Origin of the sequence: Curtanaerobium respiraculi (assembly GCF_024609215.1) — a bacterium.
Lineage (GTDB): Bacteria > Actinomycetota > Coriobacteriia > Coriobacteriales > Eggerthellaceae > Curtanaerobium > Curtanaerobium respiraculi.
The window spans coordinates 1-15898 of sequence record NZ_JANIPD030000008.1 but is presented as its reverse complement, the minus strand read 5'-3'; the positions used below and the strand labels follow the sequence as shown (position 1 = coordinate 15898).

The following is a 15898-nucleotide window of genomic DNA, read 5'->3' as shown; positions in this document are numbered from 1 at the left end:
CGCCATCCCCTGCGCCTGCGTCACCCCGCGCCGAGGGCATCGCGTGCGGCCTGCGGGACCTCGGACTCGTCGACGCCGTCGTAGTACACGCCCGAGCTTCCCCTCGCGTCGATCTCGAGCCACCCCTGCCCGCTCGCCTCGCCCCCGAAGAGGATGATGGTCACCGTGAGATGCGTGCCATCCTCTGTGGCCGCCGCCACGTCGTAGAAGTAGTTCGTGCACGAGCCGGACGCGTCGGCATACGAGCCCACGTGGGTCCCCGGTGCCGGGCAGCGCGCCCACACCGTGCGCTGCGGCGTTGGCAACAGCCTGTCGACCGCGCTCTTGACCACAGCTCCGGCGCCGGAGCACCCCTGGAGCACGGCGCACGCGAGCACGACCATCGTGACAAGCACAAGAGTCACGGCGACCCTCCTCCACATCCTTCCACTCATGTCGAGCACCTCCTAATTCCCGCGCTGTACGGGCTCGAAGCGGGAGATCCAGGCCATCGCCACGCCCGCGAACAGGGCGGACGCACCGCCGCACAAGGCGCAGAGCGACCCGAGCCTCGAGGCGACCGATGCTGCCTGCACCGCCCCCACAGCGCTGTCCGCAATGGCGAGTTCGACGGGCAGCGACCCCAGGAGCGCCGGCCAACTGGTCGGCAGGTACGAGAGCGCGTTCGCGCCGGCGGCGGTGAGTTCGCCGGTCATGAAGCCATGGGCGAGACCGCCCACCGAGAAGAATGCGAGCATGAGGCCCACGGTGCCCGTAGCTATCGCCACGTTGCAGCCCCAGCGCAGCGCCATGGCATAGAGGAGCAGGTAGAGCGGGGCACTGCCGAACGCAAGGCCCGCGGCGACCCCGATCAGGGCAGCCGGCGCCAGAGCCTGGCGTCCGGCCAGCGCCAGGGGGACGGCGAACGCGACCACGGCGAGGGCGAGGGCGAGAGCCCCCATCAGCCAAATCGCCAAGAGCCTCGCGGCGAGGGCCCGGCGCCTCGACGGGACGGAGAGCAGGTTCGCAAGCCCCGTGGCCTCCCCCTCCGCATCCGCATCCAGGCCGCAGACGATACCCGCCATGAGCGGCATCATCGCGCCCAGCAGCTGCGCGAAGGCATCCGCCCCCATGGCCGTGTCCCAAGGGGCGTAGGCGAAGTACGCCCCGCACGCCGCCCCCGCCGCCAAGGCGCACGCCAGGTGCAGCGGCACGAGGGGTAAGCGGCGCAGGCGCAGCGCCTCGGCACGCAGGGCGCGTGGCAGCGTCGCCCTTGGGCCGGACGGGTGGGTCCCCGCCGTTCCGTGTCCTCTCATCGCAACTCCTCCGATCTTGCGAGCCATACCGCGCCGATGGCGGTGAGCACGGCCGTGAGCACACAGGCAATGGCGAGCGCCAGCGCGATGTCGCCGCCTTGCGAGACCGATTCCACGAGCGCCATGCCGGCGCTGGCGGGCTCGCCGCTGGGCAGCACGGGCAGGAAGGCCGTCGGCAGGACGATGGTGGCCGTGGGCGGGCAGGCGGGCCAGAACGGCACGGCCGACCAGCCGAAGGAGAGTGCCAGCTGCACCGCCAGCGGGACGAAGACGCCCGCGAGCAGGCCGGCCCGCATCGCGAGAAGGAGCGTGGCGGGAACCATCCACGAGCTCACGGCCGCGAGGGACAGGGCCGCCGCCAGCATCGCCGGCACGCCCGCCGCGCCCTCGGGCACCGCGGCCGACAGGGCCGCGTACACGGCGAAGACCGCCAGGTTGGCGAGCAGCGAGAGGGCCAGGCACCAGGCCACCTTCGCGGCCCATGCGCGGGAGAGGGGAACGCCGCTCGAGAGCAGGGCGCGGTTGCCCATGCGCGCATCGGCATTGGCCACCGCCGCGGACACGAGCGAGAGCATGACCGGCATCAGCAGCGCGTACCAGTAGTTCCATGGGGTATACGAGACGCCCCAGCCCGGCATGGTCGCGGCACCTATGACCGCCAGCAGCGGGAAGGGCAGCGCCAGTGCGAGGGCCAGCCGCATCGGCGCGGCGTGCCTCGACTTCAGCGCCTCGGCGCGCACCGCCGAGGCGAGCGAGCCCCCCGCAAATCCGAACCCCAGCCGGTTCATCGCAACCCCTCCCTCCGGCAGACCTCCATGAAGAGCGCCTCGAGATCCTCGCCCTCGCGCAGCGCGCCCTCGTAGGCGAGCCTGCCGCCGACGATGATGCCCACCGCATCGGCCGTATGCTGCACCTCGGTGAGGATATGGCTGGAAAGCAGCACCGTGATGCCCCGCCTGGGGAAGCTGCGGATGATGCCGCGCAGCTCCTCGATGCCGATGGGATCGAGCCCGTTGGTCGGCTCGTCCAATATCAGCAGGCGCGGGCTCGCCAGCAGGGCGAGCGCTATCCCCAGCTGCTGCTTCATGCCCATCGAGAAGCGGCCGGTGCGCTTGGCGCCCGTGTCCGCGAGGCCCACCGTCTCCAGCACCTCGTCGATGCGCTCCTCCGGCAGGCCGAGCAGCGTGGTGCGCACGCGCAGGTTCTCGCGCGCCGTGAGGTTGGGGTAGAGGGGCGGCTGCTCCACGAGCGAGCCGATGCGGTAGAGGTCGTCGCGGCGCCAGGGCCTGCCCCCGAAGAGCAGCTCGCCCTCCGTGGGCCGCAGCATGCCCGTGATCATCTTGAGGGTGGTGGACTTGCCCGCCCCGTTGGGGCCGAGCAGCCCGTAGACCATCCCCTCCTCGACGTGCAGGGACACGCGGTCCACCGCCGTCTGCGCCCCCGCGCCCCGCCCGAAGCGCTTGGTCAGCCCGCGCGCCTCCAGAATGCATCCCGACATCGCAATTCCTTTCATTCCCGGTTTCTCGTTCTGGATACCAGCCTGGAAGACGTTCCTAAAGAAACGCTAAAGGCTCTCGGGGTGCCGGCAGCAGGCGCGACTGATGCACAAAGGCCCAATCACCGGAGACCCGATAACCGCCTATCACGCAATCGAGGCGAAGACCGAGAGGCAGGCAAGGGCGAAACGCGACGAGCTCATCGTGGAGCTGGAGATGCGCGGTCTCTCGGTCGGCAGCAGCCTCACGAAGAAGGAATTTCCAGATCATCGCTCTTTTGTCGGAAACCCAGGAAAGGTGTATACGAAGGAGGGCATCGTGCGCGAGGTCTGGGGAGAAGATTACCTCAACGGGTCGATTAGCGTGCCCACCTATAATCAGGCACATACGGCAGAAGACTGAAACCGACCCCGCCAAACCCATCTGCATTCAAACCGCGTTCCGTCTCGGCTACCGTCTGGGAGCATAACCCGCCCACGGCACCGTCAGATTAGTATCCTGGTTCGATTATTAGAGAGCGCCACGTTGAAGCGGGAGGACGAGCGAATTGATGGCCACAGGCCTTCCTTGCGAATTGAGGTGGATGAGCGGCGCTTCCCGCTGAGCGCTTCGTAGCGTCTGAAATGATAACCCAAACCAAGCCGGGCCAAGCCACCGGGGATTTCGGTCGCGGGGTATTCGCACTAACGATTGGCCTCACCTCGTGCACGACGCGACGGTGAAGGCTCGAACGGCAACGGTCTGAACTGGGGTTTCTTCTTACATATGACGTCTGGCATCGCGAAGGTGCGCCCGATATTCGAAGCTGTTTGGTGCCAAATTGGTGCCAAGCATGGTGGCATAACGAAATCGACCTGCATTTCTGCAGGTCAAAACGTTTGTTCTTGGTCGCGGGGAAGGGGTTCTAACCTCTGACCTTCGGGTATGAGTCTGCGTCTCCAGTATCGGGACGTCTCGTTTCTTCCATTTAGAAAACTAAAGCCCCTTCTAAACCCTTATTTTTCTATCGGCTCTCGATGTGAGCATAGAGACGCATTCTCAGTCGCTCCCCCCGGATTCCCCCCGATTCCGAAAAACGGGGTTTTCGATTCCCCCCTCGCGGTGTTTGCGTGGTTGGCTCGGGAACGCACAAGAGACTGCTGCATGCAACCTGCAAAAACTGGTACATCCTTGCAAAACGTGAATAGCAAAAATACTCGCCGTTTATACCCAATTTCTCTCGTTTAATTACCCCAATTTACATCGTTTCTGATAAACTCAGACAAATATGACAGGGGGCGGATATGGAGTACTTGCCGAGGGTGGCGGACGAGCTGCTCGAAAGAAAGCTTTCTGCGTTCGGGGCGATCAACATCACGGGCCCCAAAGGCTGTGGGAAGACGACGACCGCAAAACAGCATGCGGGCAGCTTCGTGGAATTCCAGGACGAGGACGTCCGCGAGGGGCTTTTGCAGGTAGCGAGCGTGCAGCCCTCGCGCCTCCTGGCAGGGGCGAGGCCGCGCCTCTTCGACGAGTGGCAGGACGCCCCCAAGATCTGGGGCGCCGTGCGGAAGTCCGTAGACGACGAAGGCCGGCGTGGTATGTACATCCTCACGGGCTCCTCGTCCGCCGACGTCGAGACCCCCCATACGGGAACCCTGCGCATCTCCACGCTCGAGATGTTGCCCATGAGCCTCTTCGAATCCAGGGAATCGAACGGGGAGGTGTCGCTACTCGGACTCTTCGACGAGCCCAACGACTACCAAGGCTGCACATCCGAGCTCACGGTCGACGGCCTCATTTTCTCAATCTGCAGGGGCGGCTGGCCTTCAACCATTTCCATGGAGTCCGACGACCTGAGACTCGACGTCGCAAGGGACCTGTTCTGGCAGACGGCCCATGTGGACATATCGCGTGTCGACGGTGTGCGCAGGAATCCTCTCGTCGCCGAGGCGATCCTGCGCTCGTACGCACGCAACATCTGCACGCCCGCCCAGAGGAAGACGCTCATCGCGGATGTGAGGGGCAACCACGACGTCGGCGGAACGGCCTACGACGAGTACGTCGCCGCGCTCGAGAAGCTCCACATTGTCTCCGACGTCCCGGCGTGGTCCCCGGCGATCAGGTCCAAGACCTCGCTCCGCTCGTCGGTCAAGCGCAACCTGGTGGACCCCTCGGTCGCGGTAGCAGCCTTGGGACTCTCGCCATCCTACTTCGACACCGACTTCAAGACGCTCGGCTTCCTGTTCGAGTCGCTGTGCATCCGCGACCTGAAGGCGTACTCGGTCGCCATGGGCGGTCAGATGTCGTACTACCGGGACCGCTACGGGCTCGAAGCGGACGGCGTGCTCCATCTGGCAGACGGAAGGTACGCGCTCATCGAGTTCAAGCTCGGGTCGCACGAAATCAACGATGGCGCCAAGCATCTCTGCAAGATCGAATCCTTGGTGGAGGAACATAACGAAAAGGAAAAGCAGGTGCCGCTGAGGCCGCCCGATCTCAAACTGGTGGTGACGGGCACGCAGTACGGCTACCGTCGGGACGACGGCGTGCTTGTTGTGCCTCTCGCCTGCCTCCGCCCCTGAGCGCCCCAAGAGCCGCTTCCGCACGCTTACCTATCCAAGCTGTTTTGGTCGAGGAGAAAGTCTATGAGGCCTATCCTCAGGATACCGTCCTCATCCACCCAGCTTTTGCCGTACGACCTCGACACAACAATCTTGCGGAAGGAATCCTTGATTGCAAGAAGCGGTCGCAGCTCGGTCTTCTCTTTGGCTGAATCGTCCATGCTCAAGGCCGACTGAACGTAGTACTTCCTGTTTCCTTTTCGGGCGATGAAGTCGATCTCGCAGTTCTTCTGCTTAATCGATCCCTTGCTGTCCTTCTCGCGAAGCGCGACCACCCCGACATCCACGGAATAGCCACGTGCCAGCAGCTCATTGTACAGGCAGTTCTCCATGATGTGGGTTTTCTCCATCTGCCGCAGCCCCAGCCTGACGTTCCGGAGGCCGACGTCGGTGCAGTAATACTTCGACGGATACTCGAAGTACCGCTTCCTCTTGACGTCGTATCTCTGTGCCTTGGAGAACAGGAAGGATTCCTGCAGGTACCCGAGGTAGGTGTCGACAGTCTCTGGATCCACGTCGGCTCGTTGGACGCCCTTGATCGTCCTAGATATCTTGCTCGCGTTCGTCAGCGAGCCGATCGACGAGCAGAGGGAGTTCGTCAGGCTCCTCAGGACGCCGGGCAGCTCGATTGTGTACCTCTCCTCTATGTCCTTGAAGTATATCTCCTCGAAGAGGTCGGAAAGGTACGCGTACTTCTCGTCGTCGGAGCCCAGCATCGACAGGTACGGCATCCCCCCGAACATCATGTACTCGTCGTACGCGTCGCGCTTGTCCCCGCCCCTGGCGGAGTAGAACTCGCTGAACGAGAGGGGGTACACGTGGACGACGTCCCCGCGCCCCCTGAACTCGGTCGAAACGTCCTTCGAAAGCAGCTTCGAGTTGCTGCCGGTAACGTATATATCCACGTTATTCATCCGCAGCAGCCCGTTCAGCACGCCGTAGATCCTCACCGGCGCGTCATGGTTGCGCAGCTCTTCCTTCGAGATGGCGTATTGGATCTCGTCAATCATCAGATAATATTTCTCGTCGCTATTCGCTATGCGCTCACGCACGTAGAGCGACAGTTCCCGGGGGTTGTGGTACATCTCGTTCGCATCGTCATCGAGTGCCAACTCGACGATTTGCTCTCTTTTCACGCCCGAGGTGAGCAGGCGGTCCTTATAGAGGTCGAACAGGATGGTGCTCTTGCCGCAGCGCCTAATCCCGGTAACGACCTTTACCCTGCCGTTCCATTGCTTGCTTGCGAGAAGGTTTATGTATCGTTCCCTCTGGATCATAGCACCCCAATTTCGGATTTAAGTAACAATAGTGACCAAGTTTCGGAATGATGTTATCATTCATTTTATCGGATTTCAATCACGAAAGTGACCTAATTCCGAAAAGGCAATCACAGAATGGCGAAGCTCGATTACAGCGAGGACAGGCAAGCTTCAGCTTGCCCTGGAACCGGATTCGAACCAGCGGTCCAAGGACTCGCTCAAATCCTCCGGGTTATGGGCCCAAAGAGCTAGGAAGCTGTTTCAAAATAGCTACGGGGAGTTTTGTCCAGCACGCAAGAAAATTGACCTTGGAGAATGGGTACTACACGTTCATACGATAAAACTCCTATAGATTGCCTCTTGACAACCTATAGGAGCGTCGGTTTAGCAGGCCAATTGAGTGATTTTGGTCGCGGGAGCAGGATTTGAACCAACGACCTCCGGGTTATGAATCTGCGTCTTTTGTATCGGGACGTCCCGTTTCTCCCGCTGAGAAAACCAAAGCCCCCGCTAAACCGCTATTTTTCTATCGGCTCTCGTTTCTCGTGGCTCCTCGTGCTCTCTGGCATTCCCCCTGTTTCCCCCCGATTTCGGAAAACGGGCGTTTCCAATTCTCCCCTCGCAGTGTTTGCGCAGCTCGCTCGGAAACAACCAATCCGAGGTGCACTCCCGCAAACACCATGAATGGCCATCGCAGCGAAGCCAATGCACCAACACGTTATCCTTGTCCGCACGAATCCCAACTCGGACGACGCGTCGTGCCTGGTGTGGCACAATCTCAAAAACTTGCAATCTTTGCGATTTTTTAAGATTGGAACACGATGATTCCACGCGACAAATACCTCGACGAGCTCAAGGCATTCCAGGACACCGATGTCATCAAGGTGGTGACCGGCGTCAGACGCTGCGGTAAGTCGACGCTCCTCGAACGACCTGCTGGCACAAGGGAAGAACACGAAGGACATCTTCTTCTACAAGATGGAGCCCATGCGCTTCGACGGAATTGGGGACTACCGCCAGCTTTACGACCTCGTGATCGAGGATACGAAGGGAAGCGCGCATCCCTATCTGTTCTTCGACGAGCTGCAGGACGTGGAAGGCTGGGAGAAGGCGGTCGACTCGCTACGGGGGCTTCCCCTACCTCGCGCTGCGCGAGCCTGACCGGGACGAGCATCGCAGGTACCTGAAGTCCCTGCACGACACGGTCATCGTGCGGGACATACTGGAACGCGACCGAAGAAGGGACCGCAGGAGAATCACCAACCCCGATTTGCTGAAACGCATCTGCGAATTCTTGGCGGACAACGTCGGGAGCTCCAACTCCGTGAACAGCATTGCCGGCGCCATAAACTCCGAGGGCATGAAGGTCGCCAACTCCACGGTCGACGCCTACATAGGCGCGCTCGTCGAGGCGTACCTCTTCTACCCCGTCCGGCGCTACGACATCAAAGGCAAGGAGCTATTGAAGACGCTCGGCAAGCACTACGTCGCGGATACGGGCATCCGGAGTTACCTGGAAGGCTATCGGGGCGCCGACCCCGGGAGGGTGCTGGAGAACATCGTGTTCCTGCAGCTGAGATACGGGGGTTTTGAGGTCTCGGTGGGGAAGCTCCGAGGCGGCGAGGTCGACTTCGTCGCACGGAAGGACGACTCGACGACCTACATCCAGGTGAGCGAGGACATAACCGACCCGGGCACCCTGGAGCGCGAGCTCGCGCCCCTGCGGATTATCCACGACGCCTTCCCCAAAATGGTGGTCGTCGGGAAGGGCGACTATCCAACGAACATCGATGGGATCCGCATCGTGAACGCCATTGACTTCCTCCTGGGGAGATGACGGTGGGGTAAACCTTTTCGGATGGAAAATTCCCCCGCAAATAAAAACCCTGACCAGCTTGTGCTGGTCAGGGGCTTTTTTGGTCGCGGGGAAGGGATTCGAACCCCTGACCTTCGGGTTATGAGCGAGTCAGAGGCCGTTTCACTGCAAATCTAGCCGATCCACAGCGCAGCCGATATGCGTCTGACCTGTGGTTTTTCTAATCTCCCGCTTCTCCAGAATCTCCAGCTTCCATGTCTCCATCTTCGGTTTGGTGGTCATTTGGTGGTCACTTTGGTGGTCAAAATGGTGGTCACAAATGGCTGTTGAAAACTCGTTAGGAGGAGACATGGACACCAGGTACACAAGCAGGTCGCTCAGGCGAAGACGCAACACGGACCAATGGGAATGCAGCCTCTCGCACACCGACCCCGTAACCGGCGAGGTGGTCAGGACCTACCACACCCTCGTCGCCAAGACGCAAAGGCAGGCGGAGCGGGCGCGCGACGCACTCATCGTGGAGCTCGAGCTCCTGGGAGGAGCGTCGTCCTCCAACGTCTCCCTGCGCGACTTCATGGCCTCGTTCATGCGCCACAAGGAGGGCTCCGGCACCATCGAGCCCTCCACGGTGCGCGGCTACCGCGCGGAGACGCGCATCATCTGCCGCTACCTCGGCAACGCGAAGCTCGCCGAGCTCTCCATACCGGACATCTCCGGGTGGATGCACGACATGAGCGCGGACGGCTACGCGCCCAAGAGCTGCTCGAAGGCCTTCCGCCTGCTCAAGCAGGCGCTCAAGTGGGCCGTGGCGCAGGACCTCATAGCGAAGAACCCCTGCGACTTCTGCAAGCCGCCCAAGCGCGTGAAGACGCTCATCAACGCGCTCTCGCGCGAGGAGCGCACGCGCATGCTGCGCCTCGCCATGCAGGCAGAGCCCCAGCCGCTGGGCTTTGCGGTGGAGATTGCCCTCACCACGGGCATGAGGCGCGGCGAGGTCTGCGCCCTCAGGTGGTCCGACCTCTCCGACGACGGCGCCATAACCGTGAGCCACGCCCTGGGGAACGGCCCGGGCGGCTTCTACGTGAAGGAGCCCAAGACCGGGAGCTCCGCCAGGACGATACCCCTCACCAGGCACCTGGACACGATGCTCTCCGCCAGGCGCCGCGACGCTGAGCGCGTGACGCGCGAGATGGGCGTGGCGCTGGGAGACCCCTACATACTGGGCACGCAGGAGGAGGAGAGCCGGCCCTACAACCCCACGCAGCTCGGCAAGGACTTCGCCGCCTTCTGCAAGATGAACGGCTTCAAGTGCACCTTCCACGACCTCAAGCACACCTTCGCCACCATGATGATTGTGGGCGGCTGCGACGTGAGGACCGTGGCGAGCTACCTGGGGCACGCGAGCGTGTCGATGACCCTGGACATCTACGCCGACGTGGATCCGGACGCCAAGCGCGCCGCCGTGGACAAGGTGGCGGACTCGTTCGACGTAGACCTCGACTCGCTCTACGACTTCCCGAGCCCCGCCGCAGCGCCGAGCGCTGCCGCCGGCGCGCTCACGTTCTCGGCGGACCAGCTCAGGGCGATGCTCGCCGCAGCAGAGGAGAAGGAGGCAGGCCATGGGCGTCTTTAGGCTCGTCTGGCGCTTCGCGCGCTGGCTCTTCCGCGCCGTCTCGCGATGGATGTGAGCGCGCGCTTGATGAAATCGCATCAACGGTTCGCACAGAAAGGCTACGGCCATGCCCGATAAAGAACCTTCCAAGACAGAAGCATCAATCGCGTTCTCAAGCGACGCGGGAATCAGGGACATGATCTACACCGTGCGTGGCCAGCAGGTCATGCTCGACAGCGACCTTGCCGAACTGTATGGCGTTGAGACGAGGGCGATCAATCAGGCAGCCACAAGAAATCCGGGTCGCTTCCCAGAACGCTTCTGCTTCAGGCTCACAAACGAGGAGTCGGAGATCTTGAAATCACAATCTGTGATTTCAAGATCTGGGAGCTGGGGTGGCAGGCGAAAGCCTCCGCGCGTCTTCACTGAGCAGGGCGTGTCGATGCTCTCCGCCGTATTGCGCAGCGACACGGCTGTCGACGTGAGCGTGCGCATCATGGACGCCTTCGTCGAGATGCGCCACTTCATCGCAGACAACGCCCATATGTTCGAGCAGATCAGGAGCATCGACCACAGGCTGGACAGCCTAGAGCGTTCGACCGACGAGCGCTTCGAGCGCGTCTTCGACTACATGGGAGCGCACGAGGCGCCGAGCCAGAAGGTCTTCTTCGAGGGACGGGTCTACGACGCATTCGAGCTCTTGGTCTCGCTCGTGCAGAGGGCCGAAAGCGAAATCGTCCTTGTCGACGGCTACGTGGACACGGGGACGCTCAACATCCTCGCCAAGAAGCAGCCGGGCGTCTCCGTCACCATGTGGACGCACCCCAAGACCAGCCTCACCGAGCGCGACGTCGAGACCTTCAACGCACAGTACCCGAAGCTCGAGGTCAGGCACACGGCCTCGTTCCACGACCGCTTCCTCGTCCTGGACGGTACCGAGGGCTACCTGATTGGTGCGTCGCTGAAGGACGCCGGCAAGAGGAGCTTTGCCATCGCCAAGCTTGAGGACTCCGCCGTCATTGGCTCGATTGTCGCCGCGCTTGGCAAGTTAAAAATGAGGTCTCTAGCTCTAAGGTCGCAAATTGCGACCTTAGAGCAGCACGGCAATAGGCGTAACGGGCACGAATTGTACCCGTTACCTTGCCTTTTCGTCTGCAATCCACCCTGCCCCGAACCCGAAGGCAAGGACAGCCGCATGGGCCCACCTCCCGTAGGGACGATCGGCGTGGTGACGGAGCAGCCTTCTCAACCCGCCACTGGTCACAACGCCATGACGGACGTCGAGACCTCCACACGCCCCAGCGGGCATGCCATGACGGCGCGAAGCATCCGGGCACCTCATGGGCATGGCCACCGCACGTCGCACAGCACCTACGCGAGCACCCCGTCGTCCAGCGAAGCCGACAGCAGCCGGCCAGCACAACCTCGCCTCCACCACACGCCCCGGCAAACAGGCACGCAACGCCTCGCCACAACCTCATCGCCGCATTCCCACGGGCGGCCTCCGCGCACGCCCTCCGCCCCGTCTCGCCTTGGGAGCGAAGACTCGCCCACGGTCGCTGTCGCGCAAGGGCCGCGAAAACTTTTCCGACGGGCACGGGGCGCCCCTCGGAAGACTCGGGTGCATCCGCGTTTCGCTTTACCCCTTGCACTGCCGCTTTCCCGCAGGCGCCATCCGCCCCGCAAGGCGCGCCAAGGGGGCGGGCCCCGACACGAGGAGGCAGATAGCCATGGGAAAGAGCATCGACGAGAGGTCGCACGAGGCGATCCGCGCGTACCTGAAGCACAGGGGCATCGAGGTCCTGGAGGAGGGCTGGGCGCACGGCTCGGACGGCATCGACTTCATCGCCATGGACGGCGGGGAGCTCGTCTTCGTGGACGCCGCCACCAAGTGCGGGGGCCACGGCATACCCAAGGAGGAGCCAGATCAGGAGCGCTTCGAGCGCATCGCGGCGGCGTACCTCGCCGAGTCTGAGGTGGGGGCCTCACCAGCATCCGCTACGACATCGTGAGTCTTTTGGTGACGGGCTCCGAGAAGGCCCTCCTTCGCCACCACAAGAACGTCCTCAACGACGGGAGGTAGGCCCCAAAGCGTCTGCCCCGGGCCTTCGGGATCGGGGCAGACGCCCTTTCTCGGATCAGCTCAAATCGACAGCAGCACTTTCCAGCCTGAAGCCGTATGCACGCTACGCCGCTACCGGCCGTGCTGGTCGCTCGGGCCAAGCCGCATGCCGGCGCGATTGAAGGCGCATCCGCTCGGCTCTAGGCTAGGCGGGTCTTACTCTGGATACAGGGGTGGATACGAGGGTCGCGCGCTCCAGCCTAGGTCGGCAATGCTGTCCCGCTCATGTGACTGTCCCTGCAGACGCAAGCGACAGGGGGATGACCAACCGTCACGGCCCGTCCCTACCTCCGGTGGAGGCGCAGGCCCGCGGTGAGGGCGCCGGCTGGTCCCCGGTCTGCGGAAGGGAGGACGCACCTGCCGCCGTCCGATCGGCCTTTGCGGGCGTGACCCCCGTGGCCTCCGCCGAGGCCGTCTCGCATTTGGCGGGCTCGGCCGACGCGGCCTTCTGTGTCAAGGCTCCGACGGGCGCCGCCTCCGTGCCGTCGAACGTGTTCCCGTCGACCGCCTGCGGGTTCCCCGCAGCGCATACAGGGCGTTTCGTCCTATGTCTCCGCGCGCAGAAAAGATGGAGATTTTACGCCCGTGAACAGCCGAGACGATGCTCTCAGATGCCATGCCGTGACTTCTTGTGTTCTCCCGTTTTTCGAGCGATTTGCTGGTTTTTGCTGGTTCGCTTGCTGGTCCTATGATGGTCCGCAAAATCCCGATACGTGATCCGGCGGTGCTGTGGAAAACCACCTAGGAGGAAGGCTGAGGTACGCGAGCAGGGGCATGAGAAGGCGCGGGGAAGCGACAGGCGAGCGGCTGAGAAGGTGGCCGGCATGTTCGCCGTGGGACAGCTGGAAGCGTTGCTGGAAATGGCCAAGGCGAAGGAGGCCGGCAATGCGGGCGCTTAGAGAGCTGCTGCGGGTGACCAAGGCGATAGCGCGCATTGCGCTCAGGTGGATGTAGGGGCAAGAGCCTGATCAGGCCCACTCGGGCTCACGAGCCCCGCAGATCGACCGATTTTGCTCGAACCTACTTGGACCCATGGATAGAATAGCACTGCGATGGGTCGCGGGAAGCTCATCGCTCCCGCGACGCCGCCGGCTCCTACCTTTTCGCCATGCGAACGTACCTGCGGCGGTTGGTCGACCCTTGTGCCTCGAGCAGGCCCTCTCCGACCAGCTTTCTCAGGTGCTCATTGGCAGTCCTGACCGTGACTCCCGCGGCTTGCGCGACCTCGCGGGACGTGACGGTCTCCGACTCCGACAGCAAATCCATGATAATGGCATCCACCCCCGTGAACGATGCGCTGGCGGCATCCGCAGCATCGGACGCGGCCCTTCGCTCGTCCGCCACGAAGGCCCTGAACACCTGCCCTTCCTCGAGCATGGGTCGGGAGCCGAAGAGCATCGGCGCGTACTCGTAGAGGTTGCGCGTGCCGCTTCCCAGCTGTTCGCAGAGCCCCACCTGCAGGAAGAAGTTGGCGATTACCGGGTTCTTGGGCACGGGCATGAGATTACCGGGGTCGAGCCTTCCCTCGAAGGCGGGCTTGCTCGCATTGAGGGTCTCTATGCCCCGCCCGTCTATCGTGAGACGAGCGGGGACGGGGCTCAGGTACTCGCGATGCACCAGGGTGTTGGCCACGAGCTCGCGGCACACGATGTCGCGGGCACTCACCCGCGCGTCGCCCTCGAGCACAAACGGGTCGTCCACGTGCTTCCGGCAGAAGGCCATGAGCCTGTCGTAGGAGTCGAGCAGGTTCGTGGCCACGAGCTCGCGGTCGTCGTAGCGGTCGGCCCCGCCCCGGGAGAAGACGGCGTCCGTGCGGTAGGCCGGGCAGCATGAGAGAATCGCCTCGTCGGTGCCGAGCAGAAGCACGCAGGCGCGGTTGTAGCCCTCTTCCCCCGTCTGGGCGTCGCGGCCCCAGAGGCGGGAGCTTCGCAGGAGCTCATCGTCCGACATCGAGGCCCAGGGATGCCCCGGCCTGCGCACGGCGGCCATCCGCCTGGCGCGGGCTATGAGGTCGTCGCGCAGGTCCTGCCTGCTCAGGTGCGGGAAGATGTGGCCCTCGGTGTAGAGCTGCTGCTTGCGCACGGCAAGCGCCGCTATCTGCGCCGTGGCGTCCACCCTCACGTCGGCGTCGGCGACGCGGTCGTAGATGACGCCTTTGTAACGGTAGAGCTCCGGGCCCTCGGGCACCCACACCCTGAGAACCGCCTTTCCGTCCAGCGTGCCCTCGTCGAACCCGACCACGGGCGACGGCTTGAAGGAGCTGGGGTTGCGCACTACGCTCGCGATGTTGCGCTGTAACTCCAGGGAGCGCCCGCCGACGCCCTCGACCTCGCCCTTGTCGGTCACGCCGAGATAGATGCTACCGCCGAAGTGGTTGGCGAACGAGCAGATGGTCTCGAAAACGTCGTGGCCCGGAAGCGAGCCGCAGCGCTTGAACTCAACCTGGGCTCCCTCGCCCGCGTCGAGCGCGCTCCCCAGCGCCTCTTTCTCCATAGCGCCCTCCTTACTTGGTCAGGCGACATTCTATCAACTTCGGAACTTCGGAGGCAACTTCGGAAGAAACTTCGGAAGTGAGATTCCGAAGTTCCTTCCCCTCAGAGCGTGGAGGCGGGAGACGCGGAGTCCACAGGTCGCACGGGCCGCCCTTCTGGCGGTACGCAGCCGGCTACGTAAGTGGGAGTGCCGTCGCCGGCATGACGCTGCGGTGGTTCATGGACGCGTTCCTGCGCCACAAGGAAGCCTCCGGCGTCATAGAGCCCTCCACTGTGGCGGCGACCGATCCGAGACCGCGCCCACGTGCCGCTACCTGGGAAGCACACCGATGTCGCCCCTCGCGATCGCGGATGTGGAGGGATGGACGGCGAGCATGACCGCCGACGGCTACGCGCCCAAAAGCGTGGCCAAGCCCTTCCGCCTTTTGAAGCGGGCGCCAAATGGGGCATGGCCGCAGAGCTCGTGACCCGCAACGTCTGCGACTACCGCAAGCCGCCCAAGCGCGTGAAGACGCCCATAAACGCGCTTTGCCGCGAAGATAGGGCGCGCATGCCCGCGCTGCCGTGAGGGCGGGCCGGTTCTACTCGAATCCATGTAGGGAGTAGTACTGCAACGGGTCGTGAGCGATGTTGCCGTGCCAGTCCAGAATCTCCTTCTCCACCATGGACTTCAGCGCCGTGCGCACCGCCTTGGCGCTGCGGCCGAGATGGTCGGCGAGCTCCCTGGCCGTCAACCTTCCCTCCCGTACACGTACTGGAGGGCGGCGAGCTCGTACTCGCCCAGGGTGCCGACCACGTCCTCGCCGAGGTCGCTCGCAATCGAGTCGCCCCGGCGCAGGACGCATGAGATTGCGCTGTTCTCGAGCGTGAGCCGCACCGAGGCGCCGTTCGGCTCCGAGAAGACGGGCTCATGCAGGAAGAAACTCGCCATCTCGTCGTATATGCGCTGCACCCCCTCGTCGAGCTCCCTGGCCTAGCCGAACTCAACCAGGATGCGCGCGACGCAGTCGCCCTCTCCTCGCGAGTTGGTCACGGGGATTCGCACGGGATGGAGCTATTCCAAGTCGAGATGTCGATCCAAGACGTACGTCGACGCCGCGCTGAAGATGACCGCGAGGGCAACCTGCACCAGCAGGAGGTTCACATAGGTCGTGCCCAGGGCATTCGACGCGAGCAGCCACGCGAGCGCGAGTGCCGCGAATG

At 63.3% G+C, this 15898-nt stretch carries 15 protein-coding genes and 1 pseudogene; 7 read left to right on the top strand and 9 right to left on the bottom strand.

Annotated features, from left to right (window positions below):
- Positions 1-20: 20 nt before the first annotated feature.
- From NOV21_RS03875 to NOV21_RS03860, 4 genes are read right to left on the bottom strand one after another with little or no spacing between them, the layout of a single operon-like run.
- Positions 21-404, bottom strand: a complete 384-nt coding sequence (locus tag NOV21_RS03875; protein WP_283171515.1) for a hypothetical protein — start codon at positions 402-404, stop codon at positions 21-23.
- A gap of 42 nt (positions 405-446) precedes the next feature.
- Complete coding sequence (locus NOV21_RS03870) at positions 447-1295, bottom strand: ABC transporter permease (RefSeq protein ID WP_283171514.1); 849 nt, start codon at positions 1293-1295, stop codon at positions 447-449.
- Positions 1292-2083, bottom strand: a complete 792-nt coding sequence (locus NOV21_RS03865) for an ABC-2 family transporter permease (protein WP_283171513.1) — start codon at positions 2081-2083, stop codon at positions 1292-1294. The genes NOV21_RS03870 and NOV21_RS03865 overlap by 4 nt, the downstream gene beginning before the upstream one ends.
- Positions 2080-2793: a lantibiotic protection ABC transporter ATP-binding protein gene (locus NOV21_RS03860; RefSeq protein ID WP_283171512.1), complete on the bottom strand. Its 714-nt coding sequence runs from the start codon at positions 2791-2793 to the stop codon at positions 2080-2082. The genes NOV21_RS03865 and NOV21_RS03860 overlap by 4 nt, the downstream gene beginning before the upstream one ends.
- Positions 2794-2896: 103 nt before the next feature.
- Here NOV21_RS03860 and NOV21_RS03855 point away from each other — a divergent pair, with 103 nt between their 5' ends.
- Together NOV21_RS03855 and NOV21_RS03850 are read left to right on the top strand one after the other, a co-directional pair.
- Positions 2897-3193: a helix-turn-helix domain-containing protein gene (locus tag NOV21_RS03855; protein WP_283171511.1), complete on the top strand. Its 297-nt coding sequence runs from the start codon at positions 2897-2899 to the stop codon at positions 3191-3193.
- A gap of 881 nt (positions 3194-4074) precedes the next feature.
- Positions 4075-5355, top strand: a complete 1281-nt coding sequence (locus NOV21_RS03850; protein WP_283171510.1) for an ATP-binding protein — start codon at positions 4075-4077, stop codon at positions 5353-5355.
- Positions 5356-5381: 26 nt separating this feature from the next.
- Here the strand turns inward: NOV21_RS03850 and NOV21_RS03845 are convergent, their stop codons facing one another.
- Positions 5382-6671: an ATP-binding protein gene (locus NOV21_RS03845; RefSeq protein ID WP_283171509.1), complete on the bottom strand. Its 1290-nt coding sequence runs from the start codon at positions 6669-6671 to the stop codon at positions 5382-5384.
- A 969-nt stretch (positions 6672-7640) separates the two neighbouring features.
- On the opposite strand from NOV21_RS03845, the gene NOV21_RS03840 reads away from it, so the two are divergent.
- From NOV21_RS03840 to NOV21_RS11320, 4 genes and pseudogenes are all read left to right on the top strand, one after another.
- Positions 7641-7814, top strand: coding sequence for a hypothetical protein (locus tag NOV21_RS03840; protein ID WP_283171508.1), 174 nt, complete (start codon positions 7641-7643; stop codon positions 7812-7814).
- Positions 7801-8490 (top strand): ATP-binding protein, encoded by a 690-nt coding sequence (locus tag NOV21_RS03835; RefSeq protein WP_487277368.1) that lies wholly within the window; start codon positions 7801-7803, stop codon positions 8488-8490. The genes NOV21_RS03840 and NOV21_RS03835 overlap by 14 nt, the downstream gene beginning before the upstream one ends.
- Before the next feature lie 328 nt (positions 8491-8818).
- Entirely contained in the window at positions 8819-10102 is a 1284-nt protein-coding gene (locus NOV21_RS03830; protein ID WP_283171506.1) for a tyrosine-type recombinase/integrase, read from the top strand.
- A 106-nt stretch (positions 10103-10208) separates the two neighbouring features.
- Positions 10209-10526: pseudogene (locus tag NOV21_RS11320) on the top strand (ORF6N domain-containing protein); the annotation flags it as partial.
- A 141-nt stretch (positions 10527-10667) separates the two neighbouring features.
- Here the strand turns inward: NOV21_RS11320 and NOV21_RS03825 are convergent.
- Entirely contained in the window at positions 10668-10976 is a 309-nt protein-coding gene (locus NOV21_RS03825; protein WP_283171764.1) for a hypothetical protein, read from the bottom strand.
- 835 nt (positions 10977-11811) lie between these two features.
- On the opposite strand from NOV21_RS03825, the gene NOV21_RS03820 reads away from it, so the two are divergent.
- Positions 11812-12093 (top strand): YraN family protein, encoded by a 282-nt coding sequence (locus NOV21_RS03820; RefSeq protein ID WP_283171504.1) that lies wholly within the window; start codon positions 11812-11814, stop codon positions 12091-12093.
- 1205 nt (positions 12094-13298) lie between these two features.
- Here NOV21_RS03820 and NOV21_RS03815 read toward each other — a convergent pair.
- From NOV21_RS03815 to NOV21_RS03805, 3 genes are all read right to left on the bottom strand, one after another.
- On the bottom strand, positions 13299-14696 hold the full coding sequence (locus NOV21_RS03815; RefSeq protein ID WP_283171503.1) for an RNA-binding domain-containing protein: 1398 nt from the start codon (positions 14694-14696) through the stop codon (positions 13299-13301).
- Positions 14697-15276: 580 nt separating this feature from the next.
- Positions 15277-15429 carry a hypothetical protein gene (locus NOV21_RS03810; protein WP_283171502.1) on the bottom strand — a complete coding sequence of 51 codons (153 nt, stop codon included), beginning with the start codon at positions 15427-15429 and terminating at the stop codon, positions 15277-15279.
- A complete protein-coding gene (locus tag NOV21_RS03805) occupies positions 15426-15647 on the bottom strand; it encodes a hypothetical protein (protein ID WP_283171501.1) in 222 nt (73 codons plus the stop codon). Before NOV21_RS03805 ends, NOV21_RS03810 begins: the two co-directional genes overlap by 4 nt.
- Positions 15648-15898: the final 251 nt, after the last annotated feature.